The 22,579-nt window shown below is 61.2% G+C and carries 21 protein-coding genes; 12 read left to right on the top strand and 9 right to left on the bottom strand.

Features of this window, described 5'->3' with window-relative positions; genetic code table 11:
• Window positions 1-54: 54 nt before the first annotated feature.
• The 4 genes from fbp (at window position 55) to priA (ending at window position 5,013) form a co-directional block, all read left to right on the top strand.
• Window positions 55-1,077 carry a class 1 fructose-bisphosphatase gene (fbp, locus tag GSQ80_RS15840; RefSeq protein ID WP_158788524.1) on the top strand — a complete coding sequence of 341 codons (1,023 nt, stop codon included), beginning with the start codon at window positions 55-57 and terminating at the stop codon, window positions 1,075-1,077.
• Window positions 1,077-2,039 carry an alanyl-tRNA editing protein gene (locus GSQ80_RS15835; protein ID WP_158788523.1) on the top strand — a complete coding sequence of 321 codons (963 nt, stop codon included), beginning with the start codon at window positions 1,077-1,079 and terminating at the stop codon, window positions 2,037-2,039. Before fbp ends, GSQ80_RS15835 begins: the two co-directional genes overlap by 1 nt.
• 151 nt (window positions 2,040-2,190) lie before the next feature.
• Window positions 2,191-2,427 (top strand): cupin domain-containing protein, encoded by a 237-nt coding sequence (locus GSQ80_RS23095; RefSeq protein WP_371315724.1) that lies wholly within the window; start codon window positions 2,191-2,193, stop codon window positions 2,425-2,427.
• A gap of 9 nt (window positions 2,428-2,436) precedes the next feature.
• On the top strand, window positions 2,437-5,013 hold the full coding sequence (gene priA, locus GSQ80_RS15825; protein ID WP_158788522.1) for a primosomal protein N': 2,577 nt from the start codon (window positions 2,437-2,439) through the stop codon (window positions 5,011-5,013).
• A gap of 106 nt (window positions 5,014-5,119) precedes the next feature.
• Here priA and GSQ80_RS15820 read toward each other — a convergent pair whose 3' ends face one another.
• Window positions 5,120-5,389, bottom strand: coding sequence for an HU family DNA-binding protein (locus GSQ80_RS15820; protein ID WP_158788521.1), 270 nt, complete (start codon window positions 5,387-5,389; stop codon window positions 5,120-5,122).
• 235 nt (window positions 5,390-5,624) lie between these two features.
• Between GSQ80_RS15820 and dcd the strand changes: the two genes are divergently transcribed.
• The 6 genes from dcd (at window position 5,625) to GSQ80_RS15790 (ending at window position 10,701) form a co-directional block, all read left to right on the top strand.
• Window positions 5,625-6,179 carry a dCTP deaminase gene (gene dcd, locus GSQ80_RS15815; protein WP_158788520.1) on the top strand — a complete coding sequence of 185 codons (555 nt, stop codon included), beginning with the start codon at window positions 5,625-5,627 and terminating at the stop codon, window positions 6,177-6,179.
• Between the two features lie 180 nt (window positions 6,180-6,359).
• Window positions 6,360-7,022 (top strand): response regulator transcription factor, encoded by a 663-nt coding sequence (locus GSQ80_RS15810; RefSeq protein ID WP_158788519.1) that lies wholly within the window; start codon window positions 6,360-6,362, stop codon window positions 7,020-7,022.
• Window positions 7,023-7,338: 316 nt separating this feature from the next.
• Window positions 7,339-8,034, top strand: coding sequence for a lipid-binding SYLF domain-containing protein (locus tag GSQ80_RS15805; RefSeq protein WP_158788518.1), 696 nt, complete (start codon window positions 7,339-7,341; stop codon window positions 8,032-8,034).
• A gap of 119 nt (window positions 8,035-8,153) precedes the next feature.
• Entirely contained in the window at window positions 8,154-9,101 is a 948-nt protein-coding gene (locus GSQ80_RS15800; RefSeq protein WP_158788517.1) for a lysophospholipid acyltransferase family protein, read from the top strand.
• Entirely contained in the window at window positions 9,098-10,024 is a 927-nt protein-coding gene (lpxD, locus tag GSQ80_RS15795; RefSeq protein ID WP_158788516.1) for a UDP-3-O-(3-hydroxymyristoyl)glucosamine N-acyltransferase, read from the top strand. The genes GSQ80_RS15800 and lpxD overlap by 4 nt, the downstream gene beginning before the upstream one ends.
• 32 nt (window positions 10,025-10,056) lie before the next feature.
• Window positions 10,057-10,701, top strand: coding sequence for a hypothetical protein (locus GSQ80_RS15790; protein WP_158788515.1), 645 nt, complete (start codon window positions 10,057-10,059; stop codon window positions 10,699-10,701).
• Here the strand turns inward: GSQ80_RS15790 and bshB1 are convergent.
• Together bshB1 and GSQ80_RS15780 are read right to left on the bottom strand one after the other, a co-directional pair.
• Entirely contained in the window at window positions 10,698-11,492 is a 795-nt protein-coding gene (gene bshB1 / locus GSQ80_RS15785) for a bacillithiol biosynthesis deacetylase BshB1 (RefSeq protein WP_158788514.1), read from the bottom strand. The genes GSQ80_RS15790 and bshB1 overlap by 4 nt on opposite strands.
• A gap of 4 nt (window positions 11,493-11,496) precedes the next feature.
• On the bottom strand, window positions 11,497-13,110 hold the full coding sequence (locus tag GSQ80_RS15780) for a hypothetical protein (RefSeq protein ID WP_254059675.1): 1,614 nt from the start codon (window positions 13,108-13,110) through the stop codon (window positions 11,497-11,499).
• A gap of 183 nt (window positions 13,111-13,293) precedes the next feature.
• Between GSQ80_RS15780 and GSQ80_RS15775 the strand changes: the two genes are divergently transcribed.
• Window positions 13,294-15,189: a bifunctional homocysteine S-methyltransferase/methylenetetrahydrofolate reductase gene (locus GSQ80_RS15775; protein ID WP_158788513.1), complete on the top strand. Its 1,896-nt coding sequence runs from the start codon at window positions 13,294-13,296 to the stop codon at window positions 15,187-15,189.
• Complete coding sequence (xseB, locus tag GSQ80_RS15770; protein WP_158788512.1) at window positions 15,189-15,476, top strand: exodeoxyribonuclease VII small subunit; 288 nt, start codon at window positions 15,189-15,191, stop codon at window positions 15,474-15,476. Before GSQ80_RS15775 ends, xseB begins: the two co-directional genes overlap by 1 nt.
• A gap of 14 nt (window positions 15,477-15,490) precedes the next feature.
• Here xseB and GSQ80_RS15765 read toward each other — a convergent pair whose 3' ends face one another.
• The 6 genes from GSQ80_RS15765 to GSQ80_RS15740 all read right to left on the bottom strand — a co-directional run bounded on the left by GSQ80_RS15765 (window position 15,491) and on the right by GSQ80_RS15740 (window position 22,555).
• Window positions 15,491-16,495 carry a polyprenyl synthetase family protein gene (locus GSQ80_RS15765; protein WP_158788511.1) on the bottom strand — a complete coding sequence of 335 codons (1,005 nt, stop codon included), beginning with the start codon at window positions 16,493-16,495 and terminating at the stop codon, window positions 15,491-15,493.
• A gap of 81 nt (window positions 16,496-16,576) precedes the next feature.
• Entirely contained in the window at window positions 16,577-17,077 is a 501-nt protein-coding gene (locus tag GSQ80_RS15760; RefSeq protein ID WP_158788510.1) for a YajQ family cyclic di-GMP-binding protein, read from the bottom strand.
• Between the two features lie 58 nt (window positions 17,078-17,135).
• On the bottom strand, window positions 17,136-17,975 hold the full coding sequence (locus tag GSQ80_RS15755; RefSeq protein WP_158788509.1) for a TatD family hydrolase: 840 nt from the start codon (window positions 17,973-17,975) through the stop codon (window positions 17,136-17,138).
• Window positions 17,976-17,977: 2 nt separating this feature from the next.
• The gene (gene metG, locus GSQ80_RS15750) at window positions 17,978-20,287 is read right to left on the bottom strand and encodes a methionine--tRNA ligase subunit beta (protein WP_158788508.1); all 2,310 of its coding nucleotides are present in this window, start codon (window positions 20,285-20,287) and stop codon (window positions 17,978-17,980) included.
• Between the two features lie 56 nt (window positions 20,288-20,343).
• Window positions 20,344-20,646 carry a permease gene (locus tag GSQ80_RS15745; protein WP_158788507.1) on the bottom strand — a complete coding sequence of 101 codons (303 nt, stop codon included), beginning with the start codon at window positions 20,644-20,646 and terminating at the stop codon, window positions 20,344-20,346.
• A 31-nt stretch (window positions 20,647-20,677) separates the two neighbouring features.
• Window positions 20,678-22,555, bottom strand: a complete 1,878-nt coding sequence (locus tag GSQ80_RS15740; protein WP_158788506.1) for a VWA domain-containing protein — start codon at window positions 22,553-22,555, stop codon at window positions 20,678-20,680.
• Between the last annotated feature and the right edge of the window lie 24 nt (window positions 22,556-22,579).

Genomic DNA, 22,579 nt, shown 5'->3' with positions numbered 1-22,579 from the left:
GAGGAGATTGTAGGCTGTAGGAGGAGTTTGTAGCGGGAGACGGGGGCTCAGCAGATGACCAACCAACCGACGATTACCGAGGAGCCCGGGACCAATCTGGTAACCGTGGAAGAGTATGTGGCAGCGCGTGCGAGCCTGGGACTGGCCGAGGTGTTTGGAGCGATCGCTGCGGCGGCACGACAGGTTGAGCGAAAGATTCGGCGGGCTGGGTTGGGAGATATCTACGGGGCGGTCGGCGCGGTCAATGTGCAGGGCGAGCAGCAGCAGAAACTGGATGTGTTCGCGAATGATTTGCTGACCGAGTTGCTGCGCGGGGTTCCGCGTGTCGCTGCGATTGTGAGCGAAGAAGATGAAGGGCCGGTGGTCTTTGAGCGCGGCGATGGCGTGCCGTATTCGGACGCGGAATTTGTGGTGGTGTTCGATCCGCTGGATGGGTCGTCGAACATTGACGTGAATGTGAATGTGGGGACGATCTTCAGCATCGTGCGGAGGGTGGGCGATGTAGTGTCGTCGGTGTTGAAGTTGGGAACCGAGCAGGTGGCGGCCGGGTATGTGCTGTATGGGCCGTCGGCCGTGATGGTGATGACGATTGGGCAGGGCGTGGCGGCGTTTACGCTCGATGAGCAGGACAGGTTTGTGCTGACGGCCGAAGGGATGACGATGCCCGAACAGGGGCCGTATTACTCCGCCAACCAGGCCAATGCGGCGGGCTGGCCGGAGGTCTATCGGGAGTATGTGGAGAGCCTGGTGCGCGGGGAGTTGGGCGCGCAGGAGTATGGGGCGCGGTATATCGGTAGCCTGGTGGCGGACTTTCATCGCACGCTGCTGAAGGGTGGCGTGTTTTTGTATCCTCCGACGAAGAAGGCGCCGCGCGGCAAACTGCGGCTGCTGTATGAGGCGTATCCGCTGGCAATGGTGGCGGAGCAGGCGGGAGGCGCCGCGGTGGACGGGGAGATGCGGATTCTAGAGGTGCAGGCTCGCGGGATTCATGACCGGACACCGCTGGTGATTGGCAGCCGGCGCGAGGTGGAGGCATTGCGAAAGGCCGTGTCGAAGACGGCGGAAGAGGTGGAGTAATGGGATCGGTTGCAGACAGGCTGTACTATGACGCAGCGGCGGGTGATGTCGCGGCGCTGGAGTTTCGAGCGGTGATAACGGACGTTCGGCTGGACTCGCACGCGGCGGGCGAGAGCGGGCAGAAGGAACAGTTGTGGCAGGTGGCGCTCGATCGGACGGCGTTTTATCCGGCGGGCGGCGGCCAGCCCTGGGATACGGGGCTGCTGGTCGCGACGGCGAAGAGTGGCACGGTGCTGGAGGTGGTCGTCGAGCGCGTGGAAGAAGATGAGGCGGGCGAGGTTTGGCATTACGTTCGCAAGCCACTGCCAGAGGGCACGGAGATTGTTGGGCGCGTGGATGCGGATCGGCGGATGGATCTCGCGCAGCAGCATACGGGCCAGCATTTGCTGTCGGCGATGTTTCTAAGGGAGCTGGGAGCGGCGACGGTTTCGTTTCACCTGGGTGCTGATTCGGTGACGATCGATCTGGCGGTGGAGAAGGTGAGCGAGGAGGAGTTGCGGCGAGTGGAGGCTGCGGCGAATCACGTGATCTACGAGGACCGGGCGATGCGGCCGCGGTGGGTGGAGCGTGAAGAGGCTGAGGCGATGCTGTCTCGCGGCGAGTTGCGGAAGCTTCCTGAGCGTGCCGGGCGGATGCGGATTGTGGAGATGGAGGGCGTGGAGTTCAACGCTTGCGGTGGGACGCATGTGGAGTCGACAGGCGCGATTGGCGGGCTACTGGTGCGGCGGGTGGAGAAGGTGAAGCAGGGGCAGCGCGTGGAGTTCTGCTGCGGGCTGCGTGCGGTGCGGGCGGCGGGTCGGGATTACGCGCGGTTGCGGGAGCTGGGTGCGCTGCTGAGTGTGGGGGCGGGGGATTTGGCCGGTCGCGTGGCGGGGTTGATTGAAGATAAGAAAGCCAACGCGAAGCGCATCAAGTCGCTGGAGAAAGAGCTCGCACAAAAGGGAACTGGGGTCTCATCCTAAAGCGTCGGTTGGTGCCGCGAGTATTCTGTGCGTATGCGAATTTCGTTGCAGGATATGCTTGCGAAGCTGCCTCTGCCGGCGACTGCGAAGTGGCCGCAAGGCGTGTGGGATGCGGAAGCGTTGGCGCGTGGTTCGATGTCGCTGATCGCATTTGCGCCCGTTGGCAAGGACTACCAGACATCGCACAAACAAGACGAACTGTATCGTGCATCGCGGCCATGGCGTGCTGATGGTCGAAGAGGAGCGGTTTCCGTTTGTCGCAGGAGATGTTCTGTTTGTGCCGGCGAATGCACTGCACCGATTTGTTGAGTTCTCCGATGACTTTGTTACGTGGGCGGTGTTCTGGGGTCCAGATGGTGGGGAATTGCCACAGGCGTCTGCCAGCTAAGCTGTAAGAGTGAGTGTGTATTGCGATGTCGCGTTGCCGGTGCCGCTGGACCGGGCTTTTACGTACGAGCTGGGTGGGCTTGAGGCGGAGGTCGGCGCGCGCGTGATGGTGCCGTTCGGCGGGCAGCGGCTGGTGGGGGTGGTGGTCGGGCTGCATGATGTTGCGCCGGGCGATGACGTCGAGGTCAAGCGCGTTCAGCAGGTGATGGATGAAGCGGCGCTGCTTCCGGGCGAGTTGATGGAGCTCGGTAAATGGGTGGCGGCGTACTACTGTGCTCCGCTGGGCGAGGTGCTGCGCGGCATGATGCCGCTGACCGCGGAAGTGCGGCGGCAGTGGGTCTACAAGATTGGTGAGCAGGGGCGGAAGGTGCTGTACGAGGGCGCGGCGAAGGGGTCGTCGCGGCGGTCGAAACTCAGTGTCGAGGATCAGAATCGCGAATATTCCGTGTTGAATTATCTTGAGAGCGGAGAGGCCGGGAAGACAGCTACGATTCGCAGCGCAACGGGCGCGAACAAGGCGTTGCTCGATGCGATGGCGAAGAAGCGGTGGCTGGTACGAGAGCCGCTGGCCGAGGTGCGTGATGCTCGGCGCGTGGAGATGCTGGCGGTGTTAGTGGGGGCTACAGAGGCGGAATCATCCCACCTTAGAGACGATGAGGCCGCCGTAAAAATGGGGCACCCGGCTGCGGAGGTTGGTGGGAAGCGGCTGCCGAAGTTGAATGAGAATCAGCTTGCTGTAATGGCGGAGCTGGCCGGTTGTGGCGGACGGGAGCTGGTGCGGGAGTTACGCGGGCGAATGAGTGCGCGCGGTATTCCGGACTCGACGCTGGGGACATTGGTGAAGCGTGGACTTGTGCGGCTGGAAGAGACCGCGCAGGCGTTCCATGTGACCGGATTGCAGCAGGAAGGCAAGAAGTTTGCGCATGAGCATGTGCTGAACGAGGCGCAGACGGAGGCGCTCGGCACGATTGTCGCGGCGATGGAAAAGGGTGGGTTTCGTCCACACCTGCTGTATGGAATTACGGGGAGTGGCAAGACGGCGGTGTATGTGGCGGCGATGCAGCGGGCGCTGGTCGCAGGGAAGAGTGCGCTGCTGCTGGTTCCGGAGATTGGGTTGACGCCGGGAACGGCGGCGCAGATGGTGGCTGCGTTCGGCGGTGAGGTCGCGCTGCTGCACTCGCAACTCACACCCGACGAGCGCGCCGAGCAGTGGCACAGGATTCGCAGGGGCGAGGCGCGTGTGGTGATTGGGACGCGCTCGGCGGTGTTTGCGCCGATGCCGGACCTCGGGCTGATTCTTGTCGACGAGGAGCACGACGGGAGTTACAAGCAGGAGGAGACGCCACGCTATCACGGGCGCGATGTTGCGGTGATGCGCGCAAAATTGTTGGGCTGCACGGTGGTGCTTGGCTCGGCGACGCCGTCTCTCGAGAGCTGGCAGAATGCGGAGCGGGGGCGCTATGCGCGGGTGGAAATCCTGGCGCGCGTGGAAGCCCGCCCGCTGCCCAAGGTCGAGATGATCGACATGCGCGAGGAGTTCCGCGAGACCGGGCAGGAGCAGCTATTCTCGCGGCGGCTGATCGAGGAGACGCAGGCCACGATCGATCGCGGCGAGCAGGTGGTGATCCTGATTAACCGGCGCGGCTACAGCTTTGTGGTGATGTGCAGGAGCTGCGGCGAGAAGCTGGAGTGCGAGAACTGCGCGATCTCTCTGACGTATCACAAGGGCGGCGAGGAGCACAGCCTGAATGGCGAAGCGCGCGTGGGACAGCGGCTGGAGTGCCACTATTGCGGCTATCGGAGGACCGTTCCGAAGGCTTGCCCGAAGTGCCAGAGCGAGCACTTGTACTACCTCGGCGCGGGGTCGCAGCAGGGCGAGGAGCGGCTGCAGGAGCTGTTCCCCGGCGCACGGATCGGGCGCATGGACCGCGACACCGTGCGCAGCCGCGGCGATATGGAGCGGCTGCTGGGCAAGCTCCAATCGGGCGAGATCAACTTGCTGGTGGGCACCCAGATGATCGCCAAGGGGCACGACATTCATGGCGTGACGCTGGTGGGCGTGGTGGGCGCGGATTTTGCCCTGGGGCTGCCGGACTTTCGCGCGGCGGAGCGGGTGTTTCAGCTACTGACGCAGGTGAGTGGGCGGGCAGGGCGCGGCGAGCTGCCGGGAAAAGTCCTGGTGCAGACCTACCAGCCGGACCACTACGTGAACCAGTTTGCGCGGGAGCACGACTACACCGGGTTCGCCGCGCGGGAACTCTATTTCCGCCGAGCGATGCGGTATCCGCCATTCAGCGTGCTGGCCAACGTGATCATTCAGAGCGAGCGATTGGAAGAAGTCCTGGAGTGGTCGACGAAGCTTGGACGCTGGTTGCAGCAGCGCAAGCTGGAGGGCGTGCGGGTGTTGGGACCGGCCGCGGCGCCGAACTCGCGGCTAAAGCGCATCTACCGCTATCACCTGGTGCTGAAAGCGGATCGCCGCGATGTGCTGGGAGCGGCGATCCGGGAGATGTTGGTGGTGGTGGATCGCGAGGAAATTCCGCGACGGGCTATTTTGGTGGACGTCGACCCGATGCACCTGATGTAGGTCTTCCGACCGATTGCCGTGGCTCACAGGAGGTTCGACGGTGCATTGAAGGCAAAAAAACGACGCACGGAGGCGAGGCCTCGTGCGTCGTTCATGACTCTTGGGTCTAGCCGAGCGCCTGGAGATCCTTGCCCGGCTTGAATCGGACGGCCTTACCGGGCGTAATGGTTACCTCGGTGCCGGTGCGCGGATTTCGTCCGACGCCGGTTTTCCTGGGCTTGACGGTGAAGACGCCAAAGCCTCGGAGTTCGATACGGTCGCTACCGCCGAGGGCCTTCTTCATCGCTTCAAAGATGGCGTCCACGGCGGATTCTGCCTTAGTCCGTGGAAGGCCGGTGCGCTCAACTACCCGCTGGATTAGGTCCTGCTTGATCAATGGATGTCGCCTTCCTGTGCTCAAGTCCCACAACGTGGGGAGGTTCTGACTGACTTACAGCCTACACTGCGATGGTAGAAAGACAGGATTTGGTTGTCAATTTTTCCTCAGACGAGATCGGCAAAATCTGACGGGGAGGCGCGGTATGGACTAAAGTTTGCGATAGGCTCAAAGGGACGTACTATCCGATGGAAAGGTTTGTGCGCGGCAAAGTTGCCGCAGCCGTGGGAACGAGATGTCGATTAAGAGCGATAGATGGATTCGGACGCAGGCTGTTGAGAACAAGATGATCGAACCGTTCAGTGAGAAGCAGGTGCGCGAGGGTGTGATCTCGTACGGGCTTTCGTCGTATGGATATGACCTGCGGGTTTCGAATGAGTTCAAGATTTTCACGAACGTGAATAGCGCAATCATCGATCCCAAGAATTTCGATGAGCGTTCGTTCGTGTCGGTCGAGGCAGACAGCATCATTGTTCCGCCGAACAGTTTTGCCCTGGCGCGCTCGGTGGAATACTTCCGCATTCCCCGCGATGTGCTGACGATCTGCGTGGGCAAAAGCACGTATGCACGCTGCGGGATTATTGTGAATGTGACGCCGTTTGAGCCTGAGTGGGAAGGATTTGTGACGCTCGAGATTTCGAATACAACGCCGCTGCCGGCGCGCATCTATGCCAACGAAGGCCTGTGCCAGATACTTTTCTTCCAGAGCGATGAGGTATGCGAGGTAAGCTATGGAGATCGGAACGGCAAGTATCAGAGGCAGCAGGGAATTGTGTTGCCGAAGCTATAACAAAATAGCTGAACGATGGAACTAATGATGGAATTAGTGCTGCTGGACGATTGAGTTTTTTTCTGCTGGAGAAGGTAGTCGGGACTGCTGGACGAGTGAAGAAGACTGCTGGGCGAACATCCAAACACCGCCGGACGGCGTCAGAAAGACCGATCACCGGCGTAATGAGAATCGCAGCTCGTGACGAATGAAATGAAAGCGAATATCGGTGTCGTAGCGGCGGACTCCCTGCGTTCGATGGGATTGGTGGCTATCCTCGAAGAAACCGCCGGCGTCGTGGCATATCCGTTGAAGCTGGACGACGTGTGTAGCGCGCCGGATCTCGACCTCGTTCTGCTGGACCTCCAGGAGCCGCTGGACGGCATCCTGCACACGATTACGCACATTCGCAGAGAGCGACCGTCGTTGAAGCCGGTGGTGATGGGCGACCCGTTGACCCCGGACCAGATACAGTCCGTCATCGGAGTGGGCGCAAAGGGTTTTCTTCTGCGCAGCGCCGGTGTGAGCGAGATCAGTATGGCCATCGAGATCATCCTGGATGGATCCATCTGGGCACCGCGCAAAGTTCTGGCCAGGCTCGTGGAGGCGGGAACCGCGGGAGCCGAAAGCCTGGCGCCACCCGTGCAGCATGAGTCCATTGAAGAGATGATCACCGGGCGTGAGCGTGAAGTGCTGCATCTGCTGATGAATGGGCGCTCCAATCGAGAGATTGCCGCGGCGATGGGAATTGAGCAGGCCACGGTGAAAGCACACCTCGGAAGGATGCTGCGCAAGACGCGGGCGAAAAATCGGGTAGAGCTGACGCTGAGAGCAATGGAACAGAAGGAACAGGACGACGAGTAAGTTACCGTCGCAGGCCGAGATACCCCGGCTTTTCGAAGAAAATCTGGTTGTAATTCTTTAGTAACAATCAAAGGTCTACATTACTAGGTACTCTTGTAACCTACGGGCGTAAGAGGCATAGTGAATGCAGTACAAACCTGGGAGAATAGGGTTGCGAAAGTTGCTGCTAATAGCGCACTTTCGCAACCCACTTTTTTTGCTCTCTGAGCCAATCTGGCTGGGGTACAACCCGATGTGGCTGGCGTCCATCAGATTGATTGTGGTCGCGGGACGATATGTCCTTGACCGCAAATCGGTTCTCGTACGAAAGGTTTAAATGAAAAAGGTTATTGGAGTTCTGTGTGGCCTCGCGATGTGCGCGAGTGTCGTTTCTGCTCGGGCGCAGGATGATAGCAAGCTGACTGACCGTATTGAAGCGGCAACCGCGGTGATAGACCAAGTGATGTCTACTCCGGATAAGGCGATTCCGCAGTCGATTTTGGCGGGCGCGCACTGCGTAGTCGTGATTCCGTCCTACAAGAAGGCAGCGTTCGCGGTTGGAGCGCAATATGGCCAGGGTGTGGCGACCTGCCGCACGCCTCGTGGCTGGAGCGCTCCGGTGTTCGTGCAGTTGGCGGGTGGCAGCTTCGGATTTCAGATTGGCGGTCAGGCGACTGATTTGATCCTGGTTGCGATGAATCACGACGGCCTCGAAGCCATGTTGAGGAACAAGGTCAAGCTCGGCGCGGACGCCGCAGCTTCGGCTGGTCCGGTTGGCCGCAACGCGCAGGCGGGGACGGATTGGAAGCTCAATGCTGAGTTCCTCACCTACTCGCGGAGCAAGGGATTGTTTGCGGGTATCGATCTGGATGGCACTGTACTTTCACAGAATCAGGAGTTTACGACCCAGGAATTCGGCCACGATATCCCGTTCAGTGAAATTCTGCGCGGCGATGTCCCGACCCCTGAAAATGCGCGTGGCTTTGTCGGCACCGTGGCTCGCTACTTCGTAGTGTCGAAGGACAACCACTAAACCAGCATCTTGCAGGACAAACTCCGGTACGAAGCAAAGGGACGGCTCCGGCCGTCCCTGTTTGTTTCCGACTGGCCCCGTAGAACACGGATTCGCCTCTAATTTGCGTACACTGGGTGATGTTGGCGACTGCGATTCAGAACGTGGCGGTGCGAAGGATCAGTCTGCGTGAGCGGCTGGAAAACCTGGCGCTGCAGCTCGTGGCCGGAGCGGTGGGAATCCTGCCACGTGGCATGGCAAGGGGGGCTGGCGCTGGCCTTGGGGCAGCGGCATGGGTATTGCTGGGCCGGCTGCGTCGCGTGGGCCTGCAGAATCTCGAGCTTGCCATGCCGGAGAAGACCGCGCCGGAGCGCGAGGCAATCCTGCGCGGCGTCTTTCGCTCGCTGGGATGGCAGATCGGCGAATTCTGCAAGATGAGCGGATACACCGCGGAGCAGGCGTCAAAATTCATCCGGTACGACGGGCTGGAGAATTACCTTGCCGCGCGGGAGAAGGGCAAAGGCGTGCTGGTGTTGACCGGCCATTTGGGAGCATGGGAGCTCTCGAGCTTTTACCACTCGCTGATGGGGTATCCCATGTCGCTGGTGATCCGGCGGCTGGATAATCCTCTGGTGGATGAGTTTGTGAACAGGATCCGGTGCCTGCATGGAAACCGGGTGATTCATAAGGACGACTTTGCACGGGGGCTGCTGAGCTCGATGCGTAGGGGAGAGACGGTGGGGATCCTGATGGACACGAACATGACGCCGCCGCAGGGGGTGTTTGTGCCCTACTTTGGAGTGGACGCCTGCACCGCGTCGGGCCTCGCGCGGGTGGCGCTGCATTCAGGCGCGGCCGTGCTGCCGGGCTTCCTGGTGTGGGAGGCAGCGGAGAAAAAGTACGTGCTCCGCTTTGGTGATGAGCTGGAGCTGATTCGCACCGGCGACATGGCCAGCGATATTTTGGCCAACACCGCTCTCTTTACGGCAACGATCGAGGCGTATGTGCGACGCTATCCCGAGCAGTGGCTGTGGGTGCATCGCCGCTGGAAGACCAGGCCCGAAGGCGAGGAGCGGCTGTACGGATGAGCGCGAAGACACTGAGTGCGACGGAGATTGCAGAGCTGCTTGGAGCGTCCACGGCCTCGACGGCGATAATTTCGCGCGTGTCGGCTCTTGAGAGCGCAGGGCCGGACGCGGTGGTGTTTGCGGAGGATGTGCGCTCCTTGCTGGCGGCGATGGCGACGAGTGCGGGGTTGATTCTGGCACGGCACGTTGGCGCGCAACCCGATGCGCGCGTGCTCGTGGTGAAGGATCCCCGCTATGCCTTCGCGCTCTGTGCGAAGGCGCTTGTCGAGGCGAGGACGGGTAGTGAGGTGCATCCGTCCGCGGTGGTGGATGTGTCGGCGAAGCTGGGCGAGCGGGTGAAGATTGGAGCGCGCGCCGTGGTGGAAGCAGGCGTCGTTCTCGGCGATGACGTGGAGATCGCCGCCGGAGCGGTGATTCTGCACGGCGTGGAGATTGGGAATCGAGTAGTGGTGCAGGCTGGCGCGGTGTTGGGTGCAACAGGCTTTGGCTATGCACGCAATGCGCAGACGGGCGAGCATCTGCTGTTTCCGCAGCAGGGACGCCTGGTGATTGAGGACGACGTAGAGATTGGCGCGAACACCACAATCGATCGCGGCGCGCTGGGAGAGACCCGCATTGGGCGCGGGACCAAGATCGACGACCAGGTGCACATCGGGCATAACTGCAGGATCGGGAAAAATGTCCTGATGGCGTCACAGGTTGGAATTTCGGGATCATGCGTGGTGGAGGATGGCGCCGTCCTGGCGGGGCAGGTAGGGCTGGGCGATCACGTGCACATCGGGCCGGGAGTGATTCTCGGAGGGGCTGCGGGCGTGTTTCCGGGCAAGCACCTGGAGGGGCCGGGACAGATGTTCATGGGCGTCCCCGCCGAGCCGCTAAAGGATTATCTGAAGACGATCGCGCGCGTGCGGCGTCTGAAATAGGGACGGGCGGGGTCTGAAGTAAAGAGGTGAGTATGGCGGTCGTCGTGGTCGGCGGACACACGCGGAATATCGGCAAGACCAGTATTGTGGCTGGCCTGATCGCCGCCCTGCCGCAGAGGCACTGGACAGCAATCAAGATCACGCAGTTTGGGCATGGAGTGTGCTCGGCCAATGGGGAGCCGTGCGATTGCGAGACGGCGGACCATACGATTGCGATCAGCCAGGAGCGCGACCGCTCGAGTGGCACAGACTCATCGCGGTATCTCGCCGCGGGGGCGGAGCGGTCCTTCTGGGTGCGCACCCGGCAGGGCCAGTTGAGCGAGGCGATGCCGCGGGTGCGTGCGCTGCTGGCGGAGTCCGAGAACGCCATTGTGGAATCGAACAGCGTGCTGCGGTTTCTGCAGCCTGATGTGTCTCTGAGCGTGCTGGATCCGGCGATTGAGGATTTCAAGCCGTCGGCGCTGCGCTATCTTGACCGTGTAGACGCACTGGTCGTGCCGGCGGGCGCAGTGTTTGCGGAGGGATGGGGCGGCGTGTCGCTGCGGACGATTGAACGCAAGCGGCAGTTTTGTTTCGTTGCGCCGGAGTATTGCACGACAGAGCTGGCGGGGTTCGTGGAGGAGCGGTTGGGAGTACTGGTGGAGCAGGTCCAGGCGCGGGTCAACGCGCGCGACTAGATGCTTTGGACGGGCAGCGTCATCAGGTCGTGGACGCAGGCGACTTCGCGCTGGACGAAGGGCTCGGCGTAGCGGACACCGGCAAGCAGGCCGTAGTGGCGGGCGGTGGCGAAGGTGCGCTCGCGGATATCGTCTTGCGGCACGAACAGGCCAGCGCCCGTAGGCTGCGTTCCGTACTGCGAGCGATAGGCGAGCAGAGACTGCAGGCGCGTCTCAATGTGCGGGGTGATGTCGACGACAAATGTTGGCCGAACATCGGCGTACAGCGACGCGTACAGAATCTTGTACGGCCGGTGCGGTGCGCCGTGCTCTGCAGGTAGATCCAGCCGCGACAGGCCAGCCGCGAAGCAAGCTTCATACCCAAGCGTAGAGGCGGTGTAGTGATCGGGATGGCGGCCCTCCCAGTAAGGAAGAATCACGACGCGGGGACGAAGCCGACGCAGCACGGCGGCGATCTTGAGGCGATTTTCCTGGGTATTCTGCACGTTGCCGTCAGGCAGGTCGAGGGCTTCGCGATGGGAGACGCGGAGGATTTTTGCGGCGGCTTCCGCCTCGGCGGCTCGCTCCTCGGCCGTACCCCGAGTGCCAGCCTCGCCGCGTGTGAGATCGAGGATGCCTGTGCGCCAGCCCAGCGATTGCTGGACGAGAAGCGTCCCGCCGCAGGTCTGCTCCACGTCATCGCGATGCGCAGCGATGGCAAGGATGTCGAGGCCATCGAGGCCATCGCGCGAACCTGCATCAGCGGAGAGCGACGTTGCCTGTCTGGAAGATGAGGCCTGCGGCGTGGCCATAAGCTTAGTCTGCGGCGTTGGTCTCGGCGTCCATGTAGGCTACGTCGAAGACGGTACCTTGCACAGTAAAGTTGATGTTGTCGATCTCCGTACCAGGAGTTCCGCCATTCGCGTCGATCTGCTGGGTTTCAACAATCGGCGAAGGATTGGGCCCGGTATAGAACGCGTGGACCTGGCCGCCGTACCCGGTGAACACCTTGTAGTAGTTCTGGACCCAGCACAGGCCGGTCGCGCTCCCGTAGTAGTACTGATTCTGGTTGGTGTTCGCGTAGGGGACAACCACCGCGGCTACGCTCGAGACGTTCGACTGAACAACCACGGGAATGATCGTGGCCGGCGGCGTGGAGGTGCCGGTCGTCGTCATGGTCAGGCAGTTATAGTTGCCGGCCTGATCGGTAAAGCCCTGGGACGCCAGTTCTGCGGCCGCCGTTGCTGCTCGCACGCCATTGGCGCAGTTCGAGGAGGCAATCCAGAGGGTGTTGCTGTCGGCGAACAGCAGCTTGGTGTGCGTGCCGTCGGATATGGAGACGGGCGCGCTCACAGCGTACGTGCTGAGGTTCATCGTGGTCAGGTTGCCGCCGAAGAGCCCTTTGTACGGGCCGCTGGCCTGCAGTTGCTGACCCGCCAGGTAGAGGTAGGTTCCATCAGAGACGGAGGCCGTAACGCCGCCAGGAATCGCGATGGGATTGGCGACGGGGCCGCCGCTTGGGCTAGTCAGCGTGGACAGCGGGTAGCTTGGGTCGGTGGGAGGGATGCTCAGTGGATCAACCGTCGGCACCGTGTCGATGTTCAGCTTCGACGTATCGAGCAGGGCGACGCTCGCGGTAGTGCCGCCGTTTTCCGGGCCCGAGTTGAGAACGTACGCGGTATTGCCATCGATGGAGAAATCGACGTTCACCGGGCGATCGTAGGTTCCGGCAACGGGAACCACACAATAAGCAGGCAGAAGCAGCGGTTCACAGTCCACGTAGCCGGGAGGAAGGACGGGATTGGGCGTCGCCGGCAGTTTCACGATGCGATACAGCGTGTTCGAATTCTGCACCATCGCCAACACGACACTGAATCCCGGATTGATGACAACCTTGTTGACGCCGGGAAGATTCAGGGCGTAGGTCGCTCCATTGGTGTTAAAAATCAGTTGGCCGGCCTGCTGCGCGGCTCCCGCAAAGGCCAGGCCAAGGGGCGAGGCGGCTGCGGACGCCGGTTCGGCCCCGAAGTTGGTGACCGTTCCGCTTGCAGTTTCCTTGCTGTAGTTGATGTCGACCAGGTTGCCGTCGTTGTAGGAGAGCACGTATCCGGTCGTCTGTTCCGGCAAGTTGATGATGCTGATAGGTAGAGCCTCAGAGTAGCCCGAGACGCCGAAGCTCTTGGTGGTGTTCTGCACATTTCCGCGCAGGTTACGAAGGCCATCGAGGATCTGAAGCCCTCCCGAAGTTCCGGTCGCAGAAAAGGCCACAAGAACACGCTCAAGCAGCTTGCTGGGCGGTACAGGACGACCGGCATAGCCGAACTCAGGAGTCTTGTACAGCACTACGACACCGCAACCAGAGAGTGCTAGCGTGGCCGTGGCCAGCAGGATGCCCGACGCAATCAGGGCAGAGAAACTTCTTATCTTCAACGTGAACCGCTCCAAACTTCGGCCGCCAACTACGCGGGGTTTGCAATTTGTAAGCCAAGTATAACAGGGCAAACTGCTAAATCTGTCCGGGATTCGGCCTGTTCCCAGGCCGGGCGGAGAAGCCCCCAGCGTTATACGATTGAGGATTAGACGATTCAATTCGCCGGGCGGTAGAGGAGATCAATGGCATCTGCGGTGGACAGACTTTTCGAGGGTGATACCGTCCTTTGCGACGGCGCCATGGGCACAATGCTTTACAGCTGCGGGGTGTTCATCAATCGCTGTTACGACGAACTGAACGTAACCCAGGCCGAGACGGTGCGCTCCGTGCACCAGCAGTATCTCCAGGCCGGTGCGGAGATTATCGAGACCAACACCTTTGGAGCCAATAGTTTCCGGCTGGAGCGGTTTGGTCTCCGCGACAAGGTGAGCGAGTTCAACCGCGCCGGAGCGGCCATAGCCCGGCAGTGTGTGGACGCCATCCGCGAGAAGCAGGGAACCCAGGCGTTTGTGGCAGGCGCGATGGGACCGCTGGGCTTGCGGCTGGAACCTCTGGGCAAAACCAGCCTGGAGGAGGCCCGCGCGGCCTTCGCCGAACAGATTGCAGCGCTGGCGGAAGGCGGCGTCGACCTGCTCATGCTCGAGACCATGATGTCGGTGGACGAGGCAGAGCAGGCCGTGCTGGCCGCGCGCAAGGTAGCCCCGCAGTTGAAGGTGGTCGTGCTGTTTACGGTGGACGAGGAATCGAATTGCCTTGATGGCACGAGCCCCGAGGTTGCCGCGCAGCGAATGGTCGCAGTAGGCGCCGACGCGGTTGGATGCAACTGCAGCACCGGGCCGGCCGCTGTCCTCAGCGCGGTGGAGCGTATGCGCGCAGTGACCATGCTGCCCATCGTCGCAATGCCCAATGCGGGCATGCCGCGCAATGTCGAGGGGCGGAATATCTATCTCACCTCGCCCGAGTACATGGGCAGCTTTGCACGTAAGTTTGTGCGCGCCGGAGCGAATTGGGTGGGCGGCTGTTGCGGCACCACGCCCGCACACATTCGTGCGATGCGCAGTGCCCTGCGCGCTATGGAGGCACAGCAAGCGGGCGAAACGGCAGTCGCCGCCGTGAACCCTACGGCCGTAACCGTGACCACCGGTGCGGCGCGCGAGGCCGGCATTGAGCCTCCGCCGTTGCGTGATCGCTCCCACATTGGCCAATGCATTGCCGACGGCAAGTTCGTGACGATGGTGGAGATTGTTCCGCCCAAGGGCTTCGACTGCGAGAAGGAACTCGCCGGGGCAGCCTTGCTGGCCCGGTACGGCGTGGATGCGATCAACGTGCCCGACTCGCCGCGCGCCAGTGCACGGATGAGCGCGCAAAGCCTCTGTGTGCAGATTCAGCAGAAGGTCGGCATCGAGACGATTCTGCACTACACCTGCCGCGATCGGAACGTGCTGAGCATTCAAAGCGATCTGCTGGGCGCGGCTTCCATCGGCCTGAAAAATATCCTTTGCCTCACGGGCGATCCGCCCAAGATGGGCAACTATCCGGATGCGACCGCGGTCTTCGACGTAGATGCGATTGGCCTCGTGAACATTGTGCACGGCTTGAACCAGGGCCTCGATATCGGGCGCAATCCCATCGGTGGCTCGACGGGATTTACCATCTCCGCGGCGGCAAATCCCGGGGTCGCCGACATCGAACACGAGGTCCGTCGCTTCGCCTACAAGGTAGAGGCGGGCGCAGAGTTCTGCATCACCCAACCTGTCTTCGATCTGAAGCTCCTGGAAGACTTTCTGCGCCGCATCGAGGGCTTCCGGATTCCGGTGATTGCCGGCATCTGGCCGCTGACCAGCGTGCGCAATGCGGAGTTCATGAAAAATGATCTGCGGGTCTCCATGCCCGACGAGATCATGGCGCGCATGGCCGCGGCGCCCGACAAGGACGCCGCCCTGGCCGAGGGTGTGGCGATCGCCCGCGAGATGTTGGAAAGCGTTCGCGGCTCCGTACAGGGCGTGCAGGTGAGTGCGCCCTTCGGGAAATACGCCCTGACCACAGAGGTTCTGGGCTTGCATCAGGAGGTGAAGTAATGGCCAGCTTTGAGGATCAGATGTCTGAGTTGGAGAAGGTCGTCGATCAGCTGGAAAAGGGCGATCTGACCCTGGAGGAGAATGTCACCCTGTTTGAGCGCGGGGTGAAGCTCTCCGATGCGTGCAAGGCGCAGTTGGCCAGCGCCGAAAGCCGCATCCAGGTGTTATTGGACCCCGAAGCGGGTGGCGCCCCGCGTGTGGAGGATCTGGCTGTGACCGTTGCGGATGAACAGGATGAAGAAGACGCAGACGAGTTAGAGAACGAGTACGACGACGGTCGTCTGTAGTTGGAAGCCAGCGGCTAGCGATCGCGGCTGGTAACGAAGCCGGGTACCCAAAGCAGGGCGCGTTTGTAATCACTTACGGGCAGGTCGGCGATGGATTGCCGAGCAGCCTCAGCATAGGCGCAGGCAGTGTCCATGGCATAAGACAGCGAGCCGTGCCGGTGCAGAATCTCAAGGATGTCGGCGTGCGCAACGCGCGCAAAGCTGCGGTCGGCCAGCACGGTGCGGATGGCCTCGCGGTCGGCTCCCGTTCCGCGCTCCAGCGCATGAATCACAGCCAGGGTCGCTTTGCCTTCGCGCAGGTCCGAGGCGGCGGGCTTGCCGAGAATCTCGTCGTTAGCGGTGAGGTCTAGAACGTCATCCACAATCTGGAACGCGAGGCCAAGGTTGCGGCCGTACTCTCCGAGCGTGTCCTCAAACGGCCGCTCGCCGTCACCAAGCGTGGGATTCGCAACTACAGCGCCAAGCTGCATGGACACCTTGAAGAGGCAAGCGGTCTTGCGGTAAATCAGGTCGAAGTACTCTTCCTCGTTGATCAGGTGCCCGAGCTTTTCCATCTGCAGCAGCTCGCCCTCGACCATCTCCTGGGTGAGCGAAATCAGCAAATCGAGAATGCGGAAGTTGCGTTCGGCCAACGCGGTCTGGAAAGCCTGCATGTAAAGCCAGTCGCCGGCAAGGACGCATTTGGCGTTGCCCCAGGTAGTGTTCGAGGACGGCCGGCCGCGGCGGGTATTCGCCTCGTCGATGATGTCGTCGTGCACCAGAGTCGCCGTATGCAGCATCTCCACGACCGCGCCCAGGCGGATGCGTGCGTCGCTCTCGCAATGCAGCGACTTTGCCGAGAGCAGCAGCAGCAGCGGGCGAATACGCTTTCCGCCGCCTGCAATCAAATAGTTAGCGATGTCGGTGACGACGGCGACCGGTGAGTCGGCCTGCCGGGAAAACTCCACCTCAATCGCAGCAAGATCATCCTTCAGGAGGTCGAATACTTCGGCAGCCGTCGCGATGGAGATCGTGCTCATATTGGATTAAGAGTAGCAGGTGAACGAATCTACAGGGTGTGATTTGAAGACGTTTGCCGGCCGGATTGCGCCCAATCAACGCTAGTTCGAGCGGAAGTTCGTGAACTGGAGGTCGATGCCGATGTCTTTGCCGCGCAGCAGCGCAATGATCTGCTGCAGCGTATCGCGGTCCTTGCTGGTCACCCGCACGGTGTCGCCCTGGATGCTGGCCTGTGCTTTCAACTTGGAATCCTTGATGAGCGCGACGATCTTCTTCGCGGGCTCAGACGAGATGCCCTGCTTGAGCTTGATCTTCTGCCGGACGGAAGAGTTGGACGCCGGCTCAATCTTCTCGTACTCAAGATTCTTGAGCGAGACACTGCGCTTGACGAACTTCTGCGCGAGAATCTCGATCACGGCCTTGAGCGTGTACTCGTCCTGCGAGGCCAGCTGCACCACGTCGTCGCCCTCAAGCACAATCGTCGACTTGGAGTTCTTGAGGTCGAATCGCGCGTGGACCTCCTTGCTCGCCTGGTCGATCGCGTTCTTTACTTCCTGAATCTCTACCTTGCTCACGATATCGAAGCTGTTATCCGCTGCCATGTTTTTCGTCCTCTTACAGATTTAGATGCCGTGTGGCGGGTGATTGCTCTTCATTGTGTCAGAAGTCCGGCGAAACTGACAGTGACGTCGGGAACAGCGCACCAAAATTGGCTGTGGTTAGCTCCGCCAGCTGGTCCATTGTGATCCCGCGAAGTTCGGCTACGTAGCGCGCCGTGTGAGCAACGAAGGCGGGCTCGTTGGTCTGCCCGCGCAGCGGGATAGGCGCAAGAAACGGCGCGTCGGTCTCAACCAGGATGCGGTCGGCGGGGACGCTCGCAGCGACAGCCTGGATGATTGTCGACTTCGGGTAGGTGACGTTTCCGGCGAACGAAAGATAGAAACCCGCGGCCAGCGAGCGAGCGGCCTGCTCCTCATTCCCCGAGAAGCAATGCATGATGCCAGGAAGCCCCGTCGGCGTCCAATGCTCCGCGATGAGCGCGAGCAGATCTTCCCAAGCGTCCGCCGGCTCGTACTTTGCCTTCGCAGCAGGAATCGCCAGTTCCGAGGTCCGGCAATGGATCGTGATGGGCTTGCCCGCTGCAGCCGCGATCTTCATCTGCGCGACGAACGCAGCCTGCTGCGTAGCAATGTCCGGGTTGTCGAGATGATAGTAGTCGAGCCCGATCTCCCCCACGGCCAGGCAGCGCGGGTCAGCAGCCAGGGCCTCCAACTTAGCAAGATTCTCAGCCGTAGCCCGATGCGCCTCCTGCGGATGGATGCCCGCAGTAGCCCAAATCTCGGGGTGCGCGTGCGCGAGCTCAAGCGCGCGGTGCATCGTGTCCGGCCCCTCGCCGATGCCGATCGCGAGCAACTTGCCCACGCCCGCTTCACGCGCATGCGCGAGGATCGCCCGAAGATCCTCGTAGTCGTCAAGATGGCAATGCGAGTCGATGAGCATAGTTACTTGAGCCGCGAGCCGAGGGCAATGTCTTCGCCAAATGTAGCGAGGACGGGCTTGCCATTTTCGCCGTGCGAGGCGGCCAGCAGCATGCCGTGCGACTCAAGCCCCCGCATCTTGCGTGGTGCGAGGTTCGTGATTACGACGATGCGGCGGCCGATAAGCTCATCGGGCTCGTACCACTCGGCAATGCCCGAAAGAATCTGCCGCTTCGGGAAGTCCGGCCCAAGGTCGACCTCGAGCCGCAGCAGCTTGTCGGCCTTCGGAATGCGCTCGGCGACGAGGATCTGCGCAACCCGCAGCTCAACCTTGGCAAAGTCGTCGATGGTGATCTGCGGCGATGTGAGTTCTCCGTTCTCCGTTGTCACAGGCGCTGGGGACTCGTTGGCGAAGATGCCGCTGGCCTTGGCATGCGTGTGAGAGACGATGTCGCTGGGCCCGGTGGTGAGCGCGGTGCTGCCGCCGACGGGGAGCACGGGCACCGGATCAAGCGTAGTGGTGCGCGGCGCAGCGTCGGGCGCCGTGGTGGGCGGTGCGGCGGCGGGGTCGGTGGGATTGGTGTCTACGGGGGTGGGGTTTTCCATGTCACTCATAATTTGTGCGAGTCCTTTGTCGGCGCGAGGGAAGATAGGCCCAAGCGGCCCAAGTTGGGTGCCAGGCTTAAGCCCGCCCCATTCAAGGTTTTTAAGTTCGCCGCCACGTGCGGCAACTTCGATGTCGCCCAGTCCAAGCTGCGCCCAGACCTTGGCGGTAGCGAAGGGCAGGATCGGATAAAGCAGGGCCGTAATGATGCGGATGGATTCGGCGGCGGTGTAGAGGACAGCATTGAGCCTACCTCGAGCGATGGCTTCCCGATCTTTCGCAATCTTCCAAGGCTCGGATTCGCTCAGGAATCCATCTACTTGTTTGATGGCTTGTGCAATTAGCTCGATCGCTTGAGAGAAGCTTCGCGACTCCAGATAGAAATCGACAGCTTGCTCCAGAGAAGGGGACGCGTCCCAAAGCGGATCTGGTCCACCAGTGCCGGGATCAACGCCTAGTGTCCACGAGTACCTGCCCGCTGTGACCGACTCGTCTACCGTGGCACCGATTCCGACAACGAAGCCCATGTTATGGACATCGCTAAAGGTGCCGTCGAGACCCGTTTCAACGAGTTTGAGCGTGCGGCTAACCAAATTCCCATACCCATTCGCCAGATCCGCGTTATACCGTGTAATCAGCGCGTCGAAGCTGAAGCTGCCATCCTGCCCAAACGGAATCTCGCGCAGCAGAAAGTAACGCAGCACGTCCGAAGCAAACAGATCGCGCTCGTGCTTAGCGCTCTCCGGAAACTGCTTTCCATACACCTCATCGCCGAACGCATCGAGAATGGTTTCAGTCCGGACGATGTTGCCCTTGGATTTCGACATCTTCGAGTCTTCAAAGAGCAGCCAGCCATGCGCGGTGACGGCCTTCGGCAGCGGCAAACCGGCAGCTAGCAGAAACGCTGGCCAGTAGACACAGTGGAAGCGAATGATCTCCTTGCCCACCAGATGCAAATCAGCCGGCCAGAATTTCTGGAACAGCGCCTCATCATCCGAGCCATACCCGAGCGCGGTCATGTAATTCGCCAGCGCGTCCAGCCAAACGTAGATCACGTGCTTCTGCGCAGCGAGGTTAGCAGCGGGTTCCGGCACAGGAATCCCCCACGTAAAACTCGAGCGCGAGATGCTGAGGTCCTTGAGCCCACCGCGCACGAAACTCAGCACTTCGTTCCTCCGCGACTCAGGCGTGATCGAAAGCTTGCCCGACTCGATCAGCTCAATGATGGGCTGTTGAAACTCCGACAGCTTGAAGAAAAAGTTCTCTTCCGTGACCTCTTCGAGGATGCGGCCACAGTCCGGGCAAGGTGTGCCGACAGGTGCATCAACAAAGGCCTCATCAGACACGCAGTAGCTGCCGGTGTAACTCGCGAGATAAATAAATCCGCGCTCATAAAGCGTCGAAAACAGCTTCTGCACGCCGCGCTTGTGCTTCTCGCTGGTGGTGCGGATGTAGTCGTTGTTGGTGATCCCCATACGCTTCCAGAGATCCTCAAACGACTTCGAAACCTGGTCCGCAAACTGCTGTGGCGGAATCCCGGCCGCGGCCGCAGACCGCTCAATCTTCTGGCCGTGCTCGTCGGTGCCGGTGAGAAAAAAAGTATCGTCGCCGAGCAGGCGGTGACGCCGCGCGAGCACGTCCGCGACGATGGTGGTGTACGCGTGGCCGATATGCGGGCGCGCGTTGACGTAATAGATCGGTGTGGTGACGTAGAACGTTTTATCTGACATTGCCAAGTGTCAGTTTACAGGGTGGATGCTCGAGGGCGGCAGCGCGTGCCAGCCCCTCAGGCCTCGCCCAGCCACACCAGGTACGGATACACCAGGAAGAACAGCACCAGCATAATGGCCATGAGGTCCATGTACAGGCAGAACATGACGCCGCCGTGGTAAAGATTCCAGCGCTTTTGGATGCACCGCAGCGTGTCGGCCATGCCCGCCAGGCAGCCAAGAAAAGGCAGCACCAGCCACGGTGTTGCGCGGATGTGAGGGAACTTCGAGAGCAAAGTCGCCACGGCCACGCTGGTAAAGACCAGAACATTCCCGCGTACCAGGGAGCGCGTACGCGGATTGAAGATGGCCGGGGTCATGGACGGAGAGAACGTCCTCGCTGGCAACATTTTAGACCTGCGGAGGGATGGATCGTCCACCCGGACTGGAAGGAGCGGGCGGGGCTTGGGAACTGGGCGGCGCCACGGGTGCGTAGGTCGCTGGAGGCAGGAAAGTTACGGCTGAGGTCGGTATCTCCACCACGCCAAACCTGTTGCTGGTGACGTCCCGCATGCCGATGCGAAGGAAGGTCTCGGCGCGATCCGGCACGCTGACTTCGAGGTGGTATCGGATGACGCTATGCGCGAGCTTTGACTCGTCGTTTGTCTTGGGCTCAAGGGTGAGCCCTTGGCCAGCGGTGGCGAGCAGGTTGCCTTCCGTATCGAAGACATACGCGAGGAACTCCACCTTTGCGATGCGGCGGCCGTCGGGCTGCTGTGTAAAGGTGAGTTCGCCGGGCAGCGACAGAAAATCGAGATCGTAGCGGCGGAACGGCCCCTTCGAAGGCATAACGGGAGCAAGTTCATTGTCAGGGGCTAGCGTCGTCTCGGTTGTGTCAGAGGCGGGCCGAACGCGGACTCGGAAGATCAGGTCCTCTGGCGCCGGCGCCCCCCGGGTCATAGCGGCATGCCCGTAGGCCGCAGCCCTGCCTTGCCCGGTTGTTGTTGCGTCGCTGCCGAAGTCGCCGCGCAGATAGGAGACGTTCGGGTGTTGGTCGACACCCACTCCAGTTACGTCAACGTGAACCGGACGATAGGAACCGTCGTTGGCCAGGTTGGTTGGGCTATAGGTCAGGGTGTAGTAGTTGCTTCCGGCGGCGATGGCACTGTTGACCGCATCGGCCAGGCTCTCAGGATTGTAGAAGGCGCGGCCTCCCGTGCCTGCGGCGATTGCCTCCATCATGGCATGTTCGGCTGCCTGCGATTGGTTTGCCTTGCTCAGGTCCATGCTGACGCCGTGGACATGGTTGGCGGCCGTCGCCTTGGTTGTCGATGCTGCGATCAGACTCCGAGCGTCGACGGGATACACGGCAACTTGCGCCTTGGAAAGTAGTTTGACCGTTTCGCGGAGCTCGTCCGCATCCGCATCCGTAACACTAAAAGGGTGCGGCCGCGAAGGGTCGGGAACAATGTTGAATGGAAAAGATCCAGAGAACCAGATCAGGTTTTTGCGCCCCGGAAATGCTCCAAGGTAGTGGGCCAGCGTATTGAAGGCATCGAGGGTGTATTGCACGCGGAAGCCGGTTTCCATTCCGCCGAGCTGTTCCTCAAACGCTCGCAAATTTGCCGCCAGGCTCACGGCCGACGGACTTCCTTTGATCGTCGGCGATGCCACCGATGAGCCACGAGTGGAGAGATTGGAGCCGTTCTGCTGGTCGGCGTCCGGTTGGTCCGGACTGGCGGGCACACGCGCAATTAATTTGCGCTCAACCACGTCGCGCAGCGCGGAGGGATCCGAGGTGAAGCCTTGCAGAAGGATGATGCGATTCGCCAGGCCGAAAATCGCGATGCGCGTGTTTGGATTGGCGTGGCGAACGTATTGCAGCAGCTGCGAGCGAATCAAGCCCTCATCCTTCAACGGCGTATTGAGAGCATCGATGAGCAGGATATTGAGCGTTTCGCCGGGCGCGATGGGCGTGTAGTTGGTGAACGTGCCGGGCGGTAGAGCAGGGAAGGATGGCGCCGCCAGCGGTGAAGCCTGGGACGAATGCTCTTCCAGGTGCGCGATGGTTTGCGGGACGCCGCTCACGGTGACACGAAAATCTTGCGGTTTCAGTCCGCGAATCGGGTGGCCATCCTGACCCTGCACAGCGACACTCAGCGCGACCGATCCGGGACTCTCGTGAAGTGCAGGAGGGTTCGCCGGCTGAGGCGAGCTCGACGCAGACTGCGCGCCGCTTGCGGAGCCGAGCGTCGCGAAAGCCAGCACAAGGACGAAACGTCTGCACATGATTCGTCTCCAAACCTGGACGTC

This window comes from Granulicella sp. L46, from assembly GCF_009765785.1.
Taxonomy (GTDB): Bacteria; Acidobacteriota; Terriglobia; order Terriglobales; family Acidobacteriaceae; genus Granulicella.
Note: the sequence above shows the minus strand (reverse complement) of the source record. Positions and strands in the feature narration are given on the sequence as shown.